A 20,061-nucleotide genomic window follows, 5' to 3' on the forward strand; every position below is an offset into this window, starting at 1 on the left:
TGTCCTCAGCCTTTCTTGAAGAAACGGCTCTGCACAACTTGCAGCAGGAACAGCAGCGTCAGCGATGCCAGCAGAACGACAGATGCAATCGCGGCAGCGGCGGGGTAGTTATATTCCTGCAGGCGGACGAACAACATCAGTGATGTAACTTCCGTCTGGAACGGGATATTCCCGGCGATCATGATGACTGCACCGAACTCCCCTAGGCTGCGAATGAAGGCTTGTGAAGAGCCGGTGATCAATGCAGGCACCAACGTCGGCAAAATCACGCGCCAGAAGATTTGCCATTTATTCGCACCCAACATCAGGGCCGCCTCTTCCAGTTCGCTTTCCATGTCTTCCAGTACAGGTTGTACTGAACGCACGATGAAGGGCAGGCTGGTAAAGATCATCGCCACGACTATGCCGGGGAAGGCATAAGAGATTTTGATACCGAAAATTTCAAACCACTGACCAAGCCAGCCGGTTGGCATGAACAAGACGGACAAGGTTACGCCGGCGACCGAGGTTGGTAGTGCAAACGGCAGATCGACCAGAGAATCAATCAGGCGACGGCCAGGAAAGTCGTAACGCGTAATGACCCACGCCAGCAGAAAGCCGATGAAGGTCACGATGACGGTGGAATAAAACGCACCCATCGCCGTCACTTTGTAACTCTGTAGCACGCGCGCATCGGTAATCGCAAACCAGTACTGCTGAAACGACATGCCGCTGACATAAACCAGCAAGGCCGAAATCGGCAGCAGGATAACCAGACTGATGTACAGCGTCGAAAAACCGAAGCTTAATGAAAAGCCCGGCAGGATCGGTGTACTGCGAAAGAAGCGGAGAGACAGATTCACAATAGGTGCGGATTCAGGGGCAGTGCGATGTCACTGCAAAACGTTATGCCACAAAAGCAAACGACCACCCAGTTACAGATGGTCGCATGGATGGCGGCATTGTAAACCACCCTCATACAGAATGACAAAGATGATGCTGGTGAAGGTGAAATCTAAATTCCGGATCGCCAGCAGACTTTGTACGCTATCTGATGATGTTCTGATTAAATTTTGGATTAGTTGCGTTGACCCAGCAATTGATCCAGTGTCGCACCGCTGGCAAAGTGAGCAGCCTGAATCTGATCCCATGTACCGAGTACTTTGGTTGGATCGATCAAACGAACTTTAGGATAACGGTCAGCTACGACTTTCGCGATATCTGGGTGATGAACACGATAGTTGAAGGTGGTCAGCAGCAATTGGATTTCGCGTGAATATTCGTAGTTCAAATAAGCGGTAGCGACTTTGCGTGTGCCTTTTTCATCAACCACTTTATCGACAACAGCAACCGGGAACTCAGCCAATACTGAAACTGGTGGAGTAACGATTTCATATGCGCCGGATTTGAATTCATCGCTCTTGGCAATGTTGATGACTTCGGATTCAAAGGTCAGTAATGCATCGCCTTGATTGTTCTGGGCAAATGCAACTGTTGCACCTCGACCGCCGGTAGGGAAGTTCACAACATTACGCAGCAGTTTGCCGACGAATGCCTTGGTTTGTACTTGGTCACCCTTGAATTTTTCGTTCGCATACAACCATGCGCCGAGGTAGGTGTAGCGTGCATTGCCCGATGTTTTTGGATTCGGGAACACAACTTTTACGTCGTCACGTACCAGGTCATCCCAGGTTTTGATGTTCTTTGGATTGCCTTTACGTACCAGGAAAGAGATGGTGCTGTAGTAAGGCGAGCTATTGTTAGGGAAGGCTTTTTGCCAATCTTTACGCACCAGACCGCGTTGCGCAAGGATGTCGATGTCGGTCACTTGATTGAAGGTAACGGTATCAACTTTTTTGCCCTGGATAATGTCTTGTGCCTGACGCGAAGTGCCGGCAAACGATTGATCGATCTTCAAGTCCTGACCGGTTTCAGCTTTCCATTTGGCCTGGAATTTCGGGTTAATGGCAGCAAATACTTCGCGCGCAACGTCGTAGGACGCATTCAGGATCGGTTTGTCTTGTGCTTGTGCGACGCCTGAGAATAGGGTGGCAGCAGCGGCTGTGAGTAATACAACTTTTTTAAACATAACCTACTCCATGTTTTCGTAAAAATTCGAGGATACGGCGCAGTGCGTGACTCATGCAATTGAGCAACTTACCGAATGGAAAGGAATATATCAAAATTCCTTATGCGTTCAAACGATACTTTTCACATGTATTCATGCAAAAAACGAATAAGTAAACATTCAGTGCCAGGATGGCAATTTATATCACTTCCTGCAAATAAAAACGCCCCGAATTAACCGGGGCGTTTTGTATTGAGTGCTTGGTGCTGCTTAAAATAAATTAAGCCAGGTTTTTCGCAACGAAATCCCAGTTCACCAACGCCCAGAACGACTCAACATACTTAGGACGCGCATTGCGGTAGTCGATGTAGTAAGCGTGTTCCCAAACGTCGCAGGTCAACAATGGTTTGTCGGTGCCGGTCAATGGGCAGCCTGCATTCGATGTGTTAACCAGATCGAGCGAGCCGTCAGCTTTTTTAACCAACCATGTCCAGCCTGAGCCGAAATTGGTTACGCACGATTTGGTGAATTCTTCCTTGAACTTGTCGAACGAACCCCACTTGGCGTTGATCGCGTCAGCCACTGCACCAGTTGGTGCGCCGCCGCCGTTTGGTTTCAGGCCGTTCCAGTAGAAAGTGTGGTTCCAGACTTGTGCTGCATTGTTGAAAACGCCACCGGAAGATTTTTTGATGATTTCTTCGAGCGATGCGTTTTCGAATTCTGTACCTTTGATCAGGTTGTTCAAATTCGTCACATAGGTTTGGTGATGCTTGCCGTAATGGAATTCAAGAGTCTCTTTGGAGATGTGTGGAGCAAGTGCATCCAACGCATAGGGCAGTGCCGGCAGGGTATGTTCCATGGTCGTCCTTGGTAGGGTTAAAAATAAAGATGTTCTTTTTGAAAGGGGCTATTGTAAAGCGGTTAAGCAATCATTGCACACGACGCAGGTCAATTTATGTGCGCGTAAATTCAAAACTAATGACAGGCCGGAGAGCGAGTGTTTACGGGCCTTTCGATAATTTACTTGATTCCATTTCAATACGAATTATTCTCATTATTACTGGTGATGCAAAGTGCTTGCTGGTTTAATCCAGCGTCTGCTGCACAGTCGCAATACCAATTTGTGCGCTACCTTCGGCCAGCTTGATCGTCACATTCTGGCGTGGATGCAACTCTTGCGGCGCACGCACGATTTCACCTTTTTCATTGGTCACGATGGCATAACCGCGTTCCAGCGTGCGTTGCGGATTCAGCATTTCCAGCTGCGCGGAAAGCGCATGCAGGTTTTGACGTTGCGTGGCGATGCGCGTATTCATTTGATTTGTCAGGCGACGCGCATGATTGGCGACGTTGGAGCGCTGGACGCGCGTATCCGGCAATTGCGTGAGCCAGCGATTGCGCAAATGTGCGAGCGCAAATTGCGCCTTGCTCAATGGAATACGCGTGGCGTGGCCAAGCCGGGTTTGCAGCGCCTGCAATTTCATTCTTTCATGCGCGATATACGCCGCCGGGCTGATCAAACGGCGAGATAACCAGTCGAGCGTCTGCGCCGTATCGGATAACTGGCGCTTCATCGCGCGCCGCATGTCTTCAGCTTGCGTATTCAGTTGTGATAGCCAGTCTGCGCGCGGCAAGGTTGCGAGTTCTGCGGCAGCGGTCGGTGTAGGCGCACGCAAGTCAGCCGCAAAATCGGCAATCGTGAAATCGGTTTCATGGCCGACACCGACGATGACCGGCATATCGCAACCGACTATCGTGCGTGCCACCAGCTCATGATTGAAAGACCACAAATCTTCGATACTGCCGCCACCGCGGCAGACCAGCAGCACATCGCATTCGGCGCGTGCCGATGCGGTGGCAATTGCCTGCGCAATTTTCATCGCCGAACCTTCGCCTTGTACCGGGGTTGGATACAGGATGACGCGCACATGCGGCGCGCGTCGTTTTAATGTAGTCAAAATGTCACGCAAGGCTGCTGCCTGCGGGCTGGTGACGATACCGATCGTGCGCACAAAAGCTGGTAGCGGGCGCTTACGGTCGGGATCGAACAAACCTTCGGCTGCAAGCTTTTCCTTCAATTGCAAAAACGCTTCATACAGATTGCCGACGCCGGCGCGACGTATCGCTTCCACACTCAGCTGATAGTCACCGCGCGGTGCGTACAGCGTGACCAATGCGCGCACTTCTACCTTGTCACCTTCGCGTGGCATGAAATCTGCGTATTGAGCACGACCACGGAACATTACGGCGCGTACCTGGGCCGCATCATCTTTCAGTGTGAAGTACCAATGTCCCGAGGCTGCACGCGTGAAGTTGGAGATCTCACCGGATATCCAGGACAAGGGGAAGCTGCGCTCCAGCATGCGCGATACCGCCTGATTCAAGGCCGAAACGCTGAGCACGGTGGTTGCAGATGAAGAACTCGGTAGTGGGCGATCAGAGGGCATCGTTAAGTTTTCTGAAGCTGTGAATGGTGCAAGCGCGCACAAGGGTCGTACAAAAGTAGTGCAATCACTTTGTTGCATGCGAGAAAGTGGTGCGTATTGCCGATATTTAAACGTAGGGCTTTTGTCTTGCACACAAGGAGTGCGCAGTAATTCAAGTGGCAAAGAACAGATGGTAATGGAAATGCGGTTTGAAATGCAGTGCTCGGTGAAATCTTAAGAGAAATAACATCAAGCCTTTCGTCAGAATTAAAGCATCAGAATTTTGTTGAGGAATATAAAAATGAATATCAAAAATCTAAAAATTGGCACACGTCTTGGTATCGGTTTCGGACTGGTATTTGTATTGATGGCGATTTTAATTGTGCTGGCATTGGCACGCTTTGCCGGAATCGGCAAGATCAATAGCGAAATGATAGACACCGATTGGGTCAAGGCTGAAGCGGTGTCCACCATAGGCGCAACCATACGCGCCAATGCACGTCGCAATATGGAACTGTTCATTGAAAGCGATCCAGCCAAAGTGGCAAACCTGTTTGAAGAAATCAAAAAGAATAAAAAGATCATCGATGATGCGGTCGTGGTGCTGGATCAATTGATCAAGAGCGATGCAGGCAAAGCCCTGATGGTGGAGTTCAAGGATGTGCGCGGCAAATATGTCGTTTCGTTTGGAAAAGTTGGGAAACTGGTCGCCGCCAATGAACGCGAAGAAGCAATCAAACTCATGTTGAATGAGACCTTGCCTGCGCTGGATAACGTGCAAAAAACTGTCGCCGAACTGGCGGCGCTGCAAAAGAAAATAGTCGAACAAAGTGGCGCTGCTGCGAAGGCACATATTGATTCCGCGACAGCCATGATGATAGGTCTGGGTATTGCGGCAGTTATTCTGGGCGTCAGCTTTGCATGGTGGATTACGCGTTCGATCACCAAGCCGATGAACGAGGCAGTCAAGATTGCACAAACCGTTGCCAGTGGCGACTTGAGTAGCGTTATTGATATCAAATCGAAAGATGAAACCGGTCAGTTACTGCAAGCATTAAAAGACATGAACAAGAGTCTGGTGCGCATCGTCGGCGAAGTGCGCTTCAGTACAGATGCAATCGCCACCGCATCTACGCAGATCGCCAGCGGCAACCTGGATTTGTCATCGCGTACCGAAGAGCAGGCCAGTTCGCTGGAAGAAACGGCGTCGTCGATGGAAGAGTTGAGCAGTACGGTAAAACAAAATGCAGATAACGCACGCCAAGCCAATCAATTGGCGCTGACTGCGTCGGAAGTGGCGATGAAAGGTGGCAATGTTGTCACGCAAGTGGTGGAGACGATGGGCTCGATCAATGAATCGTCGAAAAAGATTGTAGACATCATCGGCGTGATCGATGGCATTGCATTCCAGACCAACATCCTCGCATTGAACGCAGCTGTCGAAGCGGCGCGTGCCGGTGAGCAGGGTCGAGGTTTTGCAGTCGTCGCGGCAGAGGTGCGCACGTTGGCGCAACGTTCGGCTGCGGCAGCGAAGGAGATCAAGAACCTGATTGGCGATTCAGTCAGCAAGGTCAACGACGGCGCGCGTCTGGTGGATGATGCCGGTGCGACTATGCAGGAAGTGGTAGCCAGCGTGCGTCGCGTCACCGACATCATGGGTGAAATCACTGCTGCAGGCCATGAACAAACAGCCGGCATCGAACAGATTCATCAAGCGGTAATGCAGATGGATCAGGTGACACAGCAAAATGCGGCGCTGGTAGAAGAAGCCGCAGCCGCTGCCGAATCACTGCAGGATCAAGCGCGTAATCTGGTGCAAGTGGTCAGCGTATTCAAACTCGATGGCGCGCCTAGCTTGCAGCGTGTTGCATCGAATGCATTAACAAATGACAAGAAGCCGGCACTCGCGTCGTCCACTACCAAGCAATTGGCGAACAAACCAGTGATGCCGAGTGAAAAAAATGTTGCACAGGCAGACGTAGGAGCGGAGTGGGAACAGTTCTAGGTTTCAGCCGTACCGGTTTGTTCAAGTGATGGATCGAATCATTGCTTGAGCAAACGGGTACGGCCTCTTATTTTTGCAAGTCACAGATCGCTCACTAGTGGCGCGATGCAACTCCTTACGATCTGCGATCAGTTCTGGAATAGACAGACAGTGATCCTTCTATGATCAGCAACAGTACTGCCATCCAGATGGGAATATAGGTCAGCCATTCGTGGCTCTTGATTTGTTCGCCCAGCAGCAGCGCAACGAACACCAGTAATACCGGTTCCACATATCCCAGCAAACCAAACAAACTCAAGCTGAGCGTCTGGCTCGCCACCATGTAGAAAATCAAGGCGGCCGCACTGAGGACGCCCAGCAAAGGGATCAGCACATACAGCGCAGTATGGTCAGCGATGCCAGCAAAGCCGACCGCACCTGCGTGCACAAACCATAATCCTGCCGGCAACAGCAAGGCCATGTCGAACCACAGTCCGCCCAGATTATTGCTGCTCATTTTTTGCCGCAAAACGAAATATCCCGGGTAGCCAAAAGCTACCACCATTGTTTCCCATGAAAAGCTGCCGACCTGAATCAGCTCGTTAGCCACGCCGACTGCGGCACAGATCGCGGCCAGATTTTGCAGTCGCGAAAGACGTTCTTTGTAAACGAAGCGGCCGGTCAGCAACATGGTCAAAGGCAGCAGAAAATAACCTAGCGAAACCTGCAATGCGCGGCCATGCAAAGGTGCCCACATGAAGAGCCACAACTGAATGCCGAGGAATGCCGAGGTCGCTAGCGCACCAGCTATCAATAAGGGGCGTTGGCGCATTCTCTGCGCCCACACTTGTATGTGAGTCCATTGGCCGCTGCGCCAAATGAATATCGTCAGAAAGGGGATCGTCAACAAGGTGCGCCAGCCGAATATCTCTTCGCCATTGAGTGGCGACAGCAGCGTGGAATAGAAGTAGAGGGTCGCAAACAGCACGGAGCTGAAGACTGAAAATAAAACACCTTTGGACACCGTGACTCCGTCATGAATGATTTTGCGTGGCGGCCAGTATAAGGACTTCTCTGCGATTGCGAGATTTTCAGCAAGAACAACTACAAGCTAGCAGCAAAGACATGGTAAAAAACGCGCATTTCGGGATGATGGCCGGATTTACACTATCCATGGCCGGATATGCGCGCAAGGTGGCCGAGTAACGGTCCGGCCTCGGCTTCACATAAGCAGACTATTGCTTTATGATGACCGGAGAACCAGGAGACGATCTCGGCAAAAAGCGGAGAACTGTTTTTGACGAAGATGCATGTAGGAATTGGCCGCCAAGTATCGATTCCGGCCGTGGTCACCAATAGATATGCGGCTTCCAGAGATGGAGGCCGTTTTCATTTGCGACGGCACGAAATTAGCATGGAGTTGTGATGGATTTTGAAATACCTGAATCATTGGTAACCGTATTGCTCGGTATGATAGAAGTCAACTCGCCACTGGCGAAACGGCTCAATGAGCATGGCGTTTGTCACGGCAAAATGGTGGTGCCCAGCCACCTGTTCGATGCTGCAGCCCTGAATACCTTATACGATTTGTGCAAGGCGCAGGATGAGCGCGCGCTGATGTTTCAGATGCTGGCGCAAGACAATATTCGCGGTGCGCCGCAAGCGCGCAAGATTCCTAGCCTGGATAAGCTGGTGCCAGGTCTGGCGGCCTATTTCTCGCGTGATGTAATCGACGGTTGGCTCTATAAACGCAATAAAGACGGCGTGTTATTGCCGTGGCTGATACATAGACTGCGCCACATCGTGCCCGATCAAGGCGCGCCGTATGTCGTCATCGATCTGCTGGCAAACACCATGCAGGCTGCCAGCAAGGAAGCGTCGCCCGATCACCGCATGCGTCGCTCCGGCATGACCAATGCGATCGTCATCAACGCCAACGATATTGCCAATCGCACGATTCCCGAACTGCTGATCGATCAGGGCTACTTCAAGGAGTGCGCCGAGTTCAAGCAGGAATACGAAGAGCAATCCAAGCGCTTCCTCAAGTATCAGGCGCAATTTGGCGCGCAGTTTGTTGCGCGCAATTCAGCTTTTTACAATGACGAAAAATCCCGTTTCCATTTGATGCGCTTCAAGGATGGCGTCACTGCGAAATGTGTCAATGACGAAGAAAATCTGGATAGACGTTTTGAAATGAGCGCCGATCCGGAATTCTGGCGCGAGAGCGGTTTTGAAGTCGGATTCGAGAAAATCCCGCTGCACTGCTATCTGTATATGTTCCATCTGGAACTGCATCAGGACATCTGGGTGCACGTACAGAATCTGACGGAATATCAATACAAGCCTGAACTGCGCGACAAATTGATTCTGCCCGACCATCATCGCGATCTGATCGACATCCTGACTGCCGATATGACGGTCTTGATGGAAGATATCGTAGAAGGCAAGTCCGGCGGCACCACGATTCTGTGCAAGGGTGCGCCTGGTCTGGGCAAGACGCTGACGGCAGAAGTGTATTCGGAAGTGGTCGGCAAGCCCTTGTATCGCGTGCATTCAGGTCAGCTAGGGATTACTGCCGCATCGGTGGAACAAAACCTGTCGCAGATCTTGCGCCGTGCTGCGCGCTGGGATGCGATCCTGTTGCTGGATGAAGCCGACGTCTACATCCGTTGCCGCGACAACGACTTGCAGCACAATGCAATCGTCGCTGAATTCCTGCGTACGCTGGAATACTTCAACGGTTTGCTGTTCATGACGACCAACCGTATTCAGGATGTCGACGATGCAATCCTGTCGCGCTGTATTGCGACGATACAGTATGAGACGCCATCGAAAGAAGATGCGATGCGCTTGTGGAAATCACTGGCAACGCAATTCAACATTGATCTGTCCGATGAATTGATTGATTCACTGAGCAACACTTATTCAAACTCGAGCGGTCGTGACATCAAGGAATTGCTGAAGCTCACTTCAAAATTCTGCAAGAGCAAAAAGATCCCGTTTTCTGAAGAAACCTTCAGACAGTGCGCGATGTTCCGTGGCATTAATTGAACATGTCTTGCATCGGCCCGGCCGATGCAAGACTGTTGCGATCCTGGCCTTGATTTCGTTTGAAGAATAACAAGGCGAGCGTACTTATCCGTAGCGCCTCATTTCGAGGCAGTTCAAAAAACTTCTTTGAAATCAAGCGCTTTGATCGCTTAAACAAAGTTGCGCACAATGTTATCCACAGAAAATGTGCACAAGCTGCATGCCACGCATTGCGTATAGGCGAAAGATTTTGCGAGAGCTGAACCGATGCCGGTTAACATGAAGGCTAGGCTGATGCTGAAGCTTGTTTAGCTATAACTTGCTCTCCCTGCGCCAAACCGTTACATTCTCCATCCATCACATTGAACCAAAGAAGGAGCTTACTTTGCTCGCCATTATTCAAGCAGCAGGCTGGCCGATCTGGCTGTTGCTGATCGCTTCCGTTATTGCCCTGACCCTGATTATTGAACGTTCGATCTACTTGCGTCGCGTCCGTATTTTGCCGCCCAAGCTGCTGGATGAAGTCGTTCGCGTTTATCACAACGGCAAAGTCGATGCGAATGTGGTCGCGACACTGGAACAGAATTCGCCACTCGGTCGCGTGCTGGCTTCAGGCTTGCGTAACGTCGATGCGCCGCGTGACGTGATGAAGGAATCGATAGAAGAAGCAGGGCGTGGTACGGCGCATGAACTGGAGCGCTTCCTGACTACGCTCGGTACGATAGCCACGCTGGCACCGTTGATGGGTTTGTTCGGCACCGTGGTCGGCATGATTGAAATTTTCGGTTCGCAAAATGCGACCGGCACTGGTGCCAATCCTACGCAACTGGCGCACGGTATTTCGATTGCGCTGTACAACACAGGTTTCGGTCTGGCGATTGCGATGCCATCGTTGGTGTTCTATAGACACTTCCGCGCGCTGGTCGATAGTTTCATCATCGATATGGAGCAGCAAGCTGTGAAGTTTGTCGACATCGTGCACAGCGCACGCAAGTAAGCAAATAACGACCTGAAAGAAACGCCTCATGAATTTTCGCAAAGGGCAGGGTCGCGAAGATCCCGAAATCAATCTGATCGCCTTCATCGACGTCTTGTTGGTGATCCTGATTTTTCTGATGGTCTCGACCAGCTACAGCAAGTTCACCGCGCTGCAAATCACCTTGCCTACCGCCGATGCGGAAAAAGCGATGGAGCGGCCGTTTGAAATCAGCGTCATCGTTGATGCACAAAATCGTTACGCGGTTAATAACACGCGTGTTGCAGTACAAAACCCGGAAGCGCTGGCAGCCGAATTGACTGCGGCCGCGGCAGCTTCAGGTAAAGCCAATGTTGATCCTGTCGTGATCATTGCAGCAGAAGCTACCGCCACGCACCAAGCCGTGATCAATGTATTGGAAGCGGCACGTATTGCGGGTTATTCCAAAGTCACATTCGCAGCACAAACCAGCGGTAAAAAATAAGTTTTATTCCAAAATAGATTCCCGGCGCTGAGTCTTTGACGGCAGCGTTTTTCCTGCAACTTCTTTCATACACGGAAACTAGCCCTTGGCCCTGGAACGTTCCACTCTAGAAGATTTCCTGACGCGAACTTGGACGCACCGCGGCTGGTCTGCGCGCATGCTGTTGCCTATCTCGGGCTTGTTTGGCGCGTTGGCTGGTTTGCGCCGATGGTCGTATCGCGCTGGCTTTTTCAAAGCGCAGCGCATTCCTGTGCCGGTGATTGTGGTCGGCAATATCTTTGTTGGCGGAACCGGTAAAACACCGTTGACGATCTGGCTGGTACAAACCTTGCGGCAGGCTGGTTATACGCCAGGCGTGATTTCGCGCGGTTATGGTGGCAAGAATTCATTGCCGCAGGAAGTGACGGCTTCGTCGCTGGCAAAAGATGTCGGCGACGAACCCTTGCTGATTATGTACAGAGCGCAGTGCCCGGTGGTGGTGGGGCGTGACCGCATCGCTGCTGCGACTGCCTTGCTGGCTGCGCATCCGCAAGTCGATGTGATTGTTTCCGACGATGGTTTGCAGCATTACCGTTTGGCGCGCGATATCGAGATCGTCCTGTTTGATGCGCGTGGCGTGGGTAATGGCTGGTTGTTGCCGGCCGGCCCTTTGCGCGAACCGGCCTCGCGCCGTCGTGACTTCACCGTACTGAACGGTTCTGCTGAAAAAACGCCGATGCAGGAAGAAGTTTTTCAAATGCATTTGTCGGGTGTGATGGCCGAACCACTGGCGTCGTCCAGCACCGAGGAAGGCCACGCCTTGTCGCGTGCACTGCGTTCGTTTTCGGCGACGACTACCGGTTTTTCTCCGGCGCGCATTCTGGCGGCAGCCGGGATAGGTAATCCTGGTCGATTTTTTACGCAGTTGAGCGATGCCGGCTTGCAGTTCGACGAGATGCCTTTGCCGGATCATTACGACTACTTTGATAACCCGTTTGCCGATGCTGCTGCCGACGTGATCCTGATCACGGAAAAGGATGCAGTAAAATGTCGGCAGAATGATGCAATAAGAAACGACCCGCGTATCTGGGTCGTACCCGTAACGGCGCATCTCGATCGCCCGTTTGCCCAAAGAATTGTGGAGAAACTCCGTGGACACTCGCCTGCTTGATATTCTGGTTTGCCCGATTTGCAAAGGGCCGCTGGAGCACGATAAAAAAGCGCAAGAACTGATTTGCAAGGCCGATAAACTCGCTTACCCGATACGTGATGGCATCCCTATCATGTGGGCTGACCAAGCGCGCGATTTGCAAGCCGCACCTTCAGCCGGCTAAGGCCGGTTGCGCTATTCCGGAATCCGCTGATGTCCTTCACCGTCATTATTCCTGCCCGTCTCGCTTCCACACGCTTACCGAATAAACCGCTGGCGGATCTGGGCGGCAAGCCGATGATCGTACGCGTGGCTGAGCGCGCGATGCAATCCGGTGCCGCACAAGTCATTGTGGCGACCGATCACGCCGATATTTTTGCGGCATGTACGCACAACAATATCGCGGTGCAAATGACACGTGCGGATCATCCGTCCGGTACCGACCGCATTGCGGAAGTGGCAGCTGCACTTGGTTTGTCTGACGATACGGTGGTGGTCAATGTACAGGGCGATGAGCCACTGATAGATCCATCGCTGATTGCAGCGACTGCGCGTTTGATTGCGCATGATGTGCCGATGGCGACTGCGGCGCATGCAATAGCCGACATGGCTGAAGCATTTAATCCGAATGTGGTGAAAGTAGTGTTGGATAAATCGGGGCGCGCACTTTATTTTTCGCGGGCGACGATTCCATGGCATCGCGATGGTTTTGCGCAGAGCAAGGAAGTTATGCCGGCTGCTTACGCGCCGTTACGTCATATCGGCTTGTACGCTTACCGCAATGATTTCCTGCAGTCCTATCCGCAACTGGCGGTTTCGCCGCTGGAACAAGTTGAAGCCTTGGAGCAATTACGTGTGTTGTGGCATGGTGTTCCGATCGCGGTACACGTTACGCCGCATGCGCCTGCAGCGGGTGTGGATACGCCGGAAGACCTGCAACGCGTACGTCGTTATTTCGGCCAATAATTGCAGCGGATGTTGCATCGCAATAAACGCAAAGCATCGATTTGATATAATTTTGTGGTAAGTTTCGTGCAAAGTTCATAGCTTATATCTATAGATCAAGACTATCCCGGTGCCGCTTTTGCGCCCTTCGGTAATAGAATTCAAAACTCGTTTTAGGAAAAATTTCATGCGCCTCATCCTTTTAGGAGCGCCTGGTGCCGGTAAAGGCACGCAAGCTGGTTTCATCAAAGACAAATACAACATCCCGCAAATTTCGACAGGTGACATGTTGCGTGCTGCGGTCAAGGCTGGCACGCCTCTGGGCATTGCCGCCAAAAAAATCATGGACGAAGGCGGTCTGGTTTCCGATGACATCATCATCGGCCTCGTCAAAGACAGATTGAAAGAGGGCGATTGCGCGCATGGTTATTTGTTCGATGGCTTCCCGCGCACGATTCCACAAGCAGATGCAATGAAGGACGCTGGTGTGGCAATCGATTACGTTCTGGAAATCGACGTCCCGGATGAAGCAATTGTCGAACGCATGAGCGGTCGTCGCGTGCATCCTGCGTCGGGTCGTACCTATCACGTCAAATTCAATCCGCCAAAAGCAGAAGGTCGCGACGATATCACTGGTGAAGAACTGATCCAGCGTGATGACGACAAGGAAGAAACGGTCAAAAAGCGTTTGTCCGTTTATCACAACCAGACAGAAGTGCTGGTCGGTTATTACAACCAATGGGCAGCATCCGGCAAACCGGGCGCACCCAAGTATCGCAAGATCGCTGGTGTCGGTCCGGTCGATCAAATTCGTGACAGCGCATTCAAAGCGTTAGAAGGATAAAAATAAAGCGGACCATGTGTCCGCTTTTTTCATGCCCATGCAATAGCGCGTGCATTAGTTTCGCATTACTTGTCCTTGCTCTCGTATCGCTATAGCATGAAGACATATTGATGGCAGCATCAGACTCAGCCAGCCCTGGCATCCAACAATAAAAAGGGCGACGGAAAGTTTTGCAGTACGCAGTTCGGAGGACATTTTTTAATGTCTGTCGTAAATGTCGTAGTGGTTAACTAAGTCGTTAAAAAAATTGGAGGAGTCGATATGGCATCAAGCATTTGGTTCGCCATTGCATGCGGCGTCATTGCCGTCATCTATGGTCTGATCTCGCGTAGCTGGATCCTGAAGCAGGATGCCGGCAATCCCATCATGCAGGAAATCGCCAGCGCGATTCAACAAGGCGCAGCCGCCTATCTGGCGCGGCAATACCGCACGATTGCGATCGTTGGTGTTGTCTTATTCATCATCATTGCCATTGTGCCGGGCCTAGGCTTGAAAACTGCTGTCGGATTTCTGATAGGCGCAGTGCTGTCCGGCGCTTGCGGTTTTATTGGCATGAATGTGTCGGTGCGTGCCAATGTACGTACTGCGCAAGCCGCCACCAAAGGCATGAACGAGGCACTCGATGTCGCATTCAAGGGCGGTGCTATTACCGGCATGCTGGTGGTTGGATTAGGTTTGCTAGGCGTCACGATTTTTTATGTCTATCTGATTACTTACGGCGCAGGCAATGCGGCGACCTTGCACGATGCGATCACGCCTTTGATCGGTCTGGCGTTTGGTGCATCGCTGATTTCCATTTTTGCGCGGCTCGGTGGCGGCATTTTTACCAAAGGTGCTGACGTTGGTGCCGATCTGGTAGGCAAAGTCGAAGCGGGCATTCCGGAAGACGATCCACGCAATCCTGCGGTGATTGCCGATAACGTAGGCGACAACGTAGGCGATTGCGCCGGCATGGCGGCAGATTTGTTCGAGACTTATGTCGTCACGCTGATCGCCACAATGTTGCTCGGCTCGCTGATGTTGAAAGGGATGGAATTGCAGGCGGCAATTTATCCCTTGTTGCTGGGCGGTGTATCTATCCTCGCATCCATCATCGGTTGCACTATGGTGAAAGCTAGGCCTGGCAAAAAAATCATGTCGGCTTTGTACACCGGTCTATGGTGGGCCGCGATTTTGTCCTTGATCGGTTTTGCGATTGTGACGTGGATAGTCATGCCACCTGAATTGCGCGTTGCGATGATGGGCTCTGCCATTGTTGGTATCGTGTTGACCGGCCTGATGGTCTACATCACCGAGTACTACACCGGTACCGATTTCAAACCTGTGCAGCATGTGGCGCAGGCATCGACGACTGGTCATGGCACCAACATCATCGCCGGCCTCGGCGTGTCTATGCGTTCTACTGCATGGCCAGTGGTATCGGTATGCGCCGCGATCCTGGCGTCGTACTGGCTCGGTGGTTTATACGGTATTGCGATTGCGGCGACGTCGATGCTGTCTATGGCCGGCATCATTGTCGCGCTGGATGCGTATGGGCCGATTACCGATAACGCCGGTGGTATCGCAGAAATGTCCGGCATGCCGGAATCTGTGCGTGCGATTACCGATCCGCTGGATGCAGTCGGCAATACAACCAAGGCGGTGACCAAAGGATATGCAATCGGCTCGGCCGGCTTGGCTGCGCTGGTGCTGTTTGCCGATTACACGCATGCGCTGGATTCGGTCGGCAGGAGTACCTCGTTCGACTTGTCGAATCCGCTGGTGATCGTCGGCCTGTTCATCGGCGGCCTGATTCCCTATCTGTTCGGTGCGATGGCGATGGAAGCGGTAGGGCGCGCGGCCGGTGCCGTGGTGATAGAAGTGCGCCGCCAGTTCCGCGACATCAAAGGCATCATGGATGGTAGCGGCAAGCCGGAGTACGACAAGGCTGTCGATATGCTGACGACCGCGGCGATCAAGGAAATGATTATTCCATCCTTGTTGCCGGTAGTGATACCGATTCTGGTCGGCATGATACTCGGGCCAGCGGCGCTAGGCGGCTTGTTGATGGGCGCAATCGTCACAGGTATCTTTGTGGCAATCTCGATGACTACCGGCGGTGGCGCCTGGGACAATGCAAAAAAATACATTGAAGACGGCCATCACGGTGGCAAGGGTTCCGACGCACACAAGGCAGCGGTAACCGGCGATACCGTGGGCGATCCATACAAGGATACTGCAGGCCCGGCGGTGAATCCCTTGATCAAGATCATCAACATCGTGGCCTTGCTGATCGTGCCCTTGTTACCTGCGGCTGGTTTGCAGGTTGTCGCACAACCTATCAGCACGACGGAGGTGACGATAGTTCAACCTGCGACGACGATAGTCGTGCCATTCAAGGAACTCGTCATCCCCGTACCGGGAAAACCTTAGTCCGGCTGGTAATGAAAAATAAAAAAGGCAGCTGCGGCTGCCTTTTTTATTGCTCGAAATATTCCTTATTCATCATTGCTCAGAAGCTTTGCACTTCACCGCGCGACAGCAGAACGCAAGCGGTTTACACTGGGCCGGCTTGCCCCTGTTTTTACCGATGGAATCCTGCATGATTAAATCACCGCTTATCGCATCTCTCTCTGCTCTTTTGCTCACAAGCTTGCTGGCCGGTTGCAGCAGTGCGCCGATCAGCAGCAAGCCTGTTCCTATCGAACCGGAAGGCAGTAGCGGTTACACCGAAAAGAGTGGCTGGATCGCGCATCGCTTCATGGTGGCGGCGGCGAATCCGCTCGCGGTCGATGCCGGTTATCAAATGCTGAAGGCCGGCGGTTCTGCATTGGATGCAGCGATTGCAACGCAAATGGTATTGGGGCTGGTTGAACCGCAATCGTCAGGCATAGGTGGCGGTGCGTTCATGCTGTATTTCGACGGTGCAAAGATCGATTCATTCGACGGTCGTGAAACGGCGCCGGCCAGCGCCGATGAAAAATTATTTTTAAAGCCTGATGGCAAGGTAATGCCTTTTCATGAAGCGGTAGTTGGCGGACGTTCGGTTGGCGTGCCTGGCGTATTACGCATGCTGGAGCTGGCGCACAAGCAATACGGCAAGCTGCCATGGCATGTTTTGTTTGAACCGGCGATACGGCTTGCGCGTGATGGTTTTTCTGTCAGTCCACGGTTGGCAATTTTGCTGGAATCCGAAACCTATTTGAAAACCGATCCGGCAGCGGCCGCCTATTTCTATGATGCGCAGGGCAAGTCCCGGCCGGTAGGTTACCTGTTAAAGAATCCTGCACTTGCCGCAACCCTGCAGAAAATTGCAACAGAAGGTGCTGATGCTTTTTATACGGGAAAGATCGCGCAAGACATTGCACGCAAGGTGAGGCAGCATCCGACCAATCCCGGTGGTTTGACGGTGCAGGATCTGGCCGGCTATAAGGCAAAAACGCGCACGGTGGTTTGCAGCGACTATCGCGCATGGACGGTATGCGGCATGCCGCCGCCTTCATCCGGAGGCATTGCGATTGCGCAGATGCTGGGTATGCTGGAAACGAAAAACATGCAGGCACTCGCACCTGTCGATGGTGTATTGAATGCGGAAGCCGTGCATCTGTTTACCGAAGCAGGACGCTTGGCTTATGCCGACCGCAATCGTTATATCGCCGATCCCGATTTTGTTCCACTGCCGAAGGATGGTGTGCGTGCGCTACTGGATAAAAAATATCTGACCCAGCGCGCAGCATTGATAGGTGAAAAATCGATGGGCCGCGCAAGTGCCGGTATGCCATTCACGCAGCAGCTTGCGTGGGGCACGGATGCTTCGCCGGAACTTCCATCGACCTCGCATATTTCTATCGTCGATGACAAGGGCAATGCATTGGCGATGACGACCACGATAGAAAACGGTTTCGGCTCGCGTCAGATGGTCGATGGTTTTTTACTGAATAATGAATTGACGGATTTCTCCGCTGAAGCAGTTGATGCTGATGGTCCGATCGCTAATCGTGTGCAGCCCGGCAAGCGGCCGCGTAGTTCGATGTCACCGACGCTGGTGTTTGAAAAAGGCACCAAGAAACTGGTGCTGTCGCTAGGTTCTCCCGGCGGCTCTGCCATCATCAACTATGCCAGCAAGACTTTAGTAGGAATGATGGACTGGGGACTGAATGTGCAGCAGGCGATCAATCTACCGAATATAGGCAGCCGCAACGGTCCGACCGAACTGGAGCAAGGGCGCGTGTCAGATACATTGATTACGCAACTCAAAGCCAAAGGCCATGAAGTGCAGGTGATGGAACAGACCTCGGGTTTGCACGGCATCATGCGTTTATCCGTGCATGGCGAAGAAGTCTGGTTTGGTGCTGCAGATCCTCGACGCGAAGGCATTGCCAAAGGGGATTGACGCTGTGCTGAAAAGTCGGTTTGTCGATCGCTATAGCAGCAAGCTTGAGACTTGCTCGAAACATCAAACACCCTAATAATTGGTTTATGCAAAATCAAAAGAAAACCGGTTTGGTACTGACAGGGGGCGGCGCCCGGGCGGCTTACCAGGTCGGTGTGCTGCAAGCCGTATCGCAGATACTGCTGCAAGCTGGCTGGGCTCCGGAACGCAATCCATACGACATCATTTGCGGTACTTCCGCCGGTGCAATCAACGCGACTGCGTTGGCATGTCATGCCGACGACTTTACTGCTGGCCTGAACAAGGTCGTCAACGTTTGGGAAAATTTCACCGCCGAACAAGTGTATAGAGCCGATTCGTTAGGTGTGCTGCGCTCGGGTGCGCGATGGTTGTCGCTGTTGTCCTTCGGTTGGTTGATGCGTCAATGGAGAGCAAATCCACCCAACTCTTTACTCGACAATACACCACTCGTCAGCCTGTTGAATCGCATGCTGAATCTGCCGCGCCTGGATGCCGCACTGATGGATGGCAAATTGCATGCACTGGCGGTGACAGCGTCTTCTTACACAGCCGGCAAGCACATCACCTTTTATCAAAGTGAAATCGATATTGCACCGTGGGTGCGTACGCAGCGCGTGGCGATTCGCAGCCAGATAGGTGTGGAACATTTGCTGGCGTCATCGGCGATACCCTTGATTTTTCCGGCGACACCGATTTATTGCGAAGGTCGCCGCGAATATTTTGGCGACGGTTCGATGCGGCAGATGGCGCCGATTTCACCGGCCATTCATTTGGGCGCCGACAAAGTATTGGTGATTGGTGCCGGACGTTTGCTTGAACCAGCCATTGATTCCTCGATCAATGCGCAATACCCAAGTCTGGCGCAGATCGCCGGACATGCGATGTCCAGTATCTTTCTCGATAGTATCGCTGGCGATATCGAACGCCTGAATCGCATCAATCACACTTTGTCTTTGCTGACTGATGAGCAAAAGACCAAGACGCCGTTGCGCCCGGTTGAAATGCTGACCATCGCGCCTTCAGAACGATTGGACACGATCGCCAGCCGCAATATCAGCAGTTTACCGCGTCCGGTACGCATGTTGCTGGCGGGCATAGGAGCAACTGAGGTACGCGGCGCGGCGCTGGCGTCCTACCTTTTGTTTGAAAAAAGCTACACCGGTGAGTTGATTGCCCTGGGTCGAAAGGATGCCATCGCGCATAAAAGCGAAATTCTGGCCTTCTTTGCAAGTCAGACGGAGGATGAAATTGGAATTGCAGGGCCGGGAAACACCGGCAGCAACGCCATGTAGTCAGCGTCTAGCAAAGGTTTACGGGTTGATTCCATTAGCGCAACACGTTACTCTCATGTTGTCGGGGTGACAGATATGTCAGCTTTGCGCCTTGAATTGATCGTATTTATGAAGGAATCTTGGTGAAAGTTAAATTAATCACACGTTTTTTCCTGTTTTTCGCTACATTATTACTTTCTTACAATGCTTTTGCCTTCGATTCCGGCGCGCTTGGCACCATACAAGCCAGGGATTTACCACCTGAGGCACGGCAAACCATCGCATTAATTCGTCAGGGCGGCCCTTTCCCGTATGAGAAAGATGGTTCTGTATTTGGAAACTACGAAAAGCTTTTGCCGCAGAAAAAGCGCGGGTATTATCGCGAATTCACCGTGAAAACGCCGTATGCCCGCAATCGTGGCGCAAGAAGGATGATTACCGGCGGAGAGAAAAGCAATCCGCGCGAATATTATTACACCGCCGATCACTATAGAAGCTTCAAGCGGGTTATCGATTGAAGCTGAGCGATTGA

General features: G+C 52.2%; 17 protein-coding genes. 12 read left to right on the forward strand and 5 right to left on the reverse strand.

The genetic code is table 11. From position 1 onward, the window contains the following. Window positions 1-5 precede the first annotated feature (5 nt). From cysT to xseA, 4 genes are all read right to left on the reverse strand, one after another. On the reverse strand, window positions 6-842 hold the full coding sequence (gene cysT / locus Hfont_RS05090) for a sulfate ABC transporter permease subunit CysT (protein ID WP_112991174.1): 837 nt from the start codon (window positions 840-842) through the stop codon (window positions 6-8). Window positions 843-1,057: 215 nt separating this feature from the next. Further along, entirely contained in the window at window positions 1,058-2,068 is a 1,011-nt protein-coding gene (gene cysP / locus Hfont_RS05095) for a thiosulfate ABC transporter substrate-binding protein CysP (protein WP_112991176.1), read from the reverse strand. A gap of 259 nt (window positions 2,069-2,327) precedes the next feature. Then, the gene (gene sodB, locus Hfont_RS05100) at window positions 2,328-2,906 is read right to left on the reverse strand and encodes a superoxide dismutase [Fe] (protein ID WP_112991178.1); all 579 of its coding nucleotides are present in this window, start codon (window positions 2,904-2,906) and stop codon (window positions 2,328-2,330) included. Between the two features lie 226 nt (window positions 2,907-3,132). Then, window positions 3,133-4,494, reverse strand: a complete 1,362-nt coding sequence (gene xseA, locus Hfont_RS05105; protein WP_112991179.1) for an exodeoxyribonuclease VII large subunit — start codon at window positions 4,492-4,494, stop codon at window positions 3,133-3,135. A gap of 280 nt (window positions 4,495-4,774) precedes the next feature. On the opposite strand from xseA, the gene Hfont_RS05110 reads away from it, so the two are divergent. Then, window positions 4,775-6,478 (forward strand): methyl-accepting chemotaxis protein, encoded by a 1,704-nt coding sequence (locus tag Hfont_RS05110; protein ID WP_112991181.1) that lies wholly within the window; start codon window positions 4,775-4,777, stop codon window positions 6,476-6,478. 115 nt (window positions 6,479-6,593) lie between these two features. Here Hfont_RS05110 and rarD read toward each other — a convergent pair whose 3' ends face one another. After that, window positions 6,594-7,481: an EamA family transporter RarD gene (gene rarD, locus Hfont_RS05115; protein ID WP_112991183.1), complete on the reverse strand. Its 888-nt coding sequence runs from the start codon at window positions 7,479-7,481 to the stop codon at window positions 6,594-6,596. 401 nt (window positions 7,482-7,882) lie between these two features. Here rarD and Hfont_RS05120 point away from each other — a divergent pair, with 401 nt between their 5' ends. From Hfont_RS05120 to Hfont_RS05170, 11 genes are all read left to right on the forward strand, one after another. Continuing rightward, on the forward strand, window positions 7,883-9,508 hold the full coding sequence (locus Hfont_RS05120) for an AAA family ATPase (RefSeq protein ID WP_112991185.1): 1,626 nt from the start codon (window positions 7,883-7,885) through the stop codon (window positions 9,506-9,508). Window positions 9,509-9,872: 364 nt separating this feature from the next. Then, window positions 9,873-10,484, forward strand: a complete 612-nt coding sequence (locus Hfont_RS05125; protein WP_112991187.1) for a MotA/TolQ/ExbB proton channel family protein — start codon at window positions 9,873-9,875, stop codon at window positions 10,482-10,484. Between the two features lie 28 nt (window positions 10,485-10,512). Then, window positions 10,513-10,947 carry an ExbD/TolR family protein gene (locus Hfont_RS05130; protein ID WP_112991189.1) on the forward strand — a complete coding sequence of 145 codons (435 nt, stop codon included), beginning with the start codon at window positions 10,513-10,515 and terminating at the stop codon, window positions 10,945-10,947. An 85-nt stretch (window positions 10,948-11,032) separates the two neighbouring features. Beyond that, window positions 11,033-12,097 carry a tetraacyldisaccharide 4'-kinase gene (gene lpxK, locus Hfont_RS05135; protein WP_112991190.1) on the forward strand — a complete coding sequence of 355 codons (1,065 nt, stop codon included), beginning with the start codon at window positions 11,033-11,035 and terminating at the stop codon, window positions 12,095-12,097. Further along, on the forward strand, window positions 12,078-12,260 hold the full coding sequence (locus tag Hfont_RS05140; RefSeq protein WP_112991192.1) for a Trm112 family protein: 183 nt from the start codon (window positions 12,078-12,080) through the stop codon (window positions 12,258-12,260). Before lpxK ends, Hfont_RS05140 begins: the two co-directional genes overlap by 20 nt. Window positions 12,261-12,289: 29 nt before the next feature. Then, window positions 12,290-13,042, forward strand: coding sequence for a 3-deoxy-manno-octulosonate cytidylyltransferase (gene kdsB, locus Hfont_RS05145; RefSeq protein WP_112991194.1), 753 nt, complete (start codon window positions 12,290-12,292; stop codon window positions 13,040-13,042). Window positions 13,043-13,208: 166 nt separating this feature from the next. Further along, on the forward strand, window positions 13,209-13,865 hold the full coding sequence (adk, locus tag Hfont_RS05150; protein WP_112991195.1) for an adenylate kinase: 657 nt from the start codon (window positions 13,209-13,211) through the stop codon (window positions 13,863-13,865). A 261-nt stretch (window positions 13,866-14,126) separates the two neighbouring features. Further along, complete coding sequence (locus Hfont_RS05155; RefSeq protein WP_112991197.1) at window positions 14,127-16,277, forward strand: sodium-translocating pyrophosphatase; 2,151 nt, start codon at window positions 14,127-14,129, stop codon at window positions 16,275-16,277. A gap of 169 nt (window positions 16,278-16,446) precedes the next feature. Further along, complete coding sequence (gene ggt / locus Hfont_RS05160; RefSeq protein ID WP_112991199.1) at window positions 16,447-18,237, forward strand: gamma-glutamyltransferase; 1,791 nt, start codon at window positions 16,447-16,449, stop codon at window positions 18,235-18,237. Window positions 18,238-18,323: 86 nt separating this feature from the next. Continuing rightward, window positions 18,324-19,550: a patatin-like phospholipase family protein gene (locus Hfont_RS05165; protein ID WP_112991201.1), complete on the forward strand. Its 1,227-nt coding sequence runs from the start codon at window positions 18,324-18,326 to the stop codon at window positions 19,548-19,550. A gap of 122 nt (window positions 19,551-19,672) precedes the next feature. Next, window positions 19,673-20,047: a guanyl-specific ribonuclease gene (locus tag Hfont_RS05170; protein WP_112991203.1), complete on the forward strand. Its 375-nt coding sequence runs from the start codon at window positions 19,673-19,675 to the stop codon at window positions 20,045-20,047. Window positions 20,048-20,061: the final 14 nt, after the last annotated feature.

It is taken from the genome of Herminiimonas fonticola (assembly GCF_003293745.1).
Classification (GTDB): Bacteria; Pseudomonadota; Gammaproteobacteria; order Burkholderiales; family Burkholderiaceae_D; genus Oxalicibacterium; species Oxalicibacterium fonticola.

Excerpts from the sequence above, each read along its gene's own strand:
- cysP (WP_112991176.1), bottom strand. The coding sequence starts at position 2,068 with ATGTTTAAAAAAGTTGTATTACTCACAGCCGCTGCTGCCACCCTATTC.
- sodB (WP_112991178.1), bottom strand. The coding sequence starts at position 2,906 with ATGGAACATACCCTGCCGGCACTGCCCTATGCGTTGGATGCACTTGCT.
- xseA (WP_112991179.1), bottom strand. The coding sequence starts at position 4,494 with ATGCCCTCTGATCGCCCACTACCGAGTTCTTCATCTGCAACCACCGTG.
- Hfont_RS05110 (WP_112991181.1), top strand. The coding sequence starts at position 4,775 with ATGAATATCAAAAATCTAAAAATTGGCACACGTCTTGGTATCGGTTTC.
- Hfont_RS05120 (WP_112991185.1), top strand. The coding sequence starts at position 7,883 with ATGGATTTTGAAATACCTGAATCATTGGTAACCGTATTGCTCGGTATG.
- Hfont_RS05130 (WP_112991189.1), top strand. The coding sequence starts at position 10,513 with ATGAATTTTCGCAAAGGGCAGGGTCGCGAAGATCCCGAAATCAATCTG.
- kdsB (WP_112991194.1), top strand. The coding sequence starts at position 12,290 with ATGTCCTTCACCGTCATTATTCCTGCCCGTCTCGCTTCCACACGCTTA.
- adk (WP_112991195.1), top strand. The coding sequence starts at position 13,209 with ATGCGCCTCATCCTTTTAGGAGCGCCTGGTGCCGGTAAAGGCACGCAA.
- Hfont_RS05155 (WP_112991197.1), top strand. The coding sequence starts at position 14,127 with ATGGCATCAAGCATTTGGTTCGCCATTGCATGCGGCGTCATTGCCGTC.
- ggt (WP_112991199.1), top strand. The coding sequence starts at position 16,447 with ATGATTAAATCACCGCTTATCGCATCTCTCTCTGCTCTTTTGCTCACA.
- Hfont_RS05165 (WP_112991201.1), top strand. The coding sequence starts at position 18,324 with ATGCAAAATCAAAAGAAAACCGGTTTGGTACTGACAGGGGGCGGCGCC.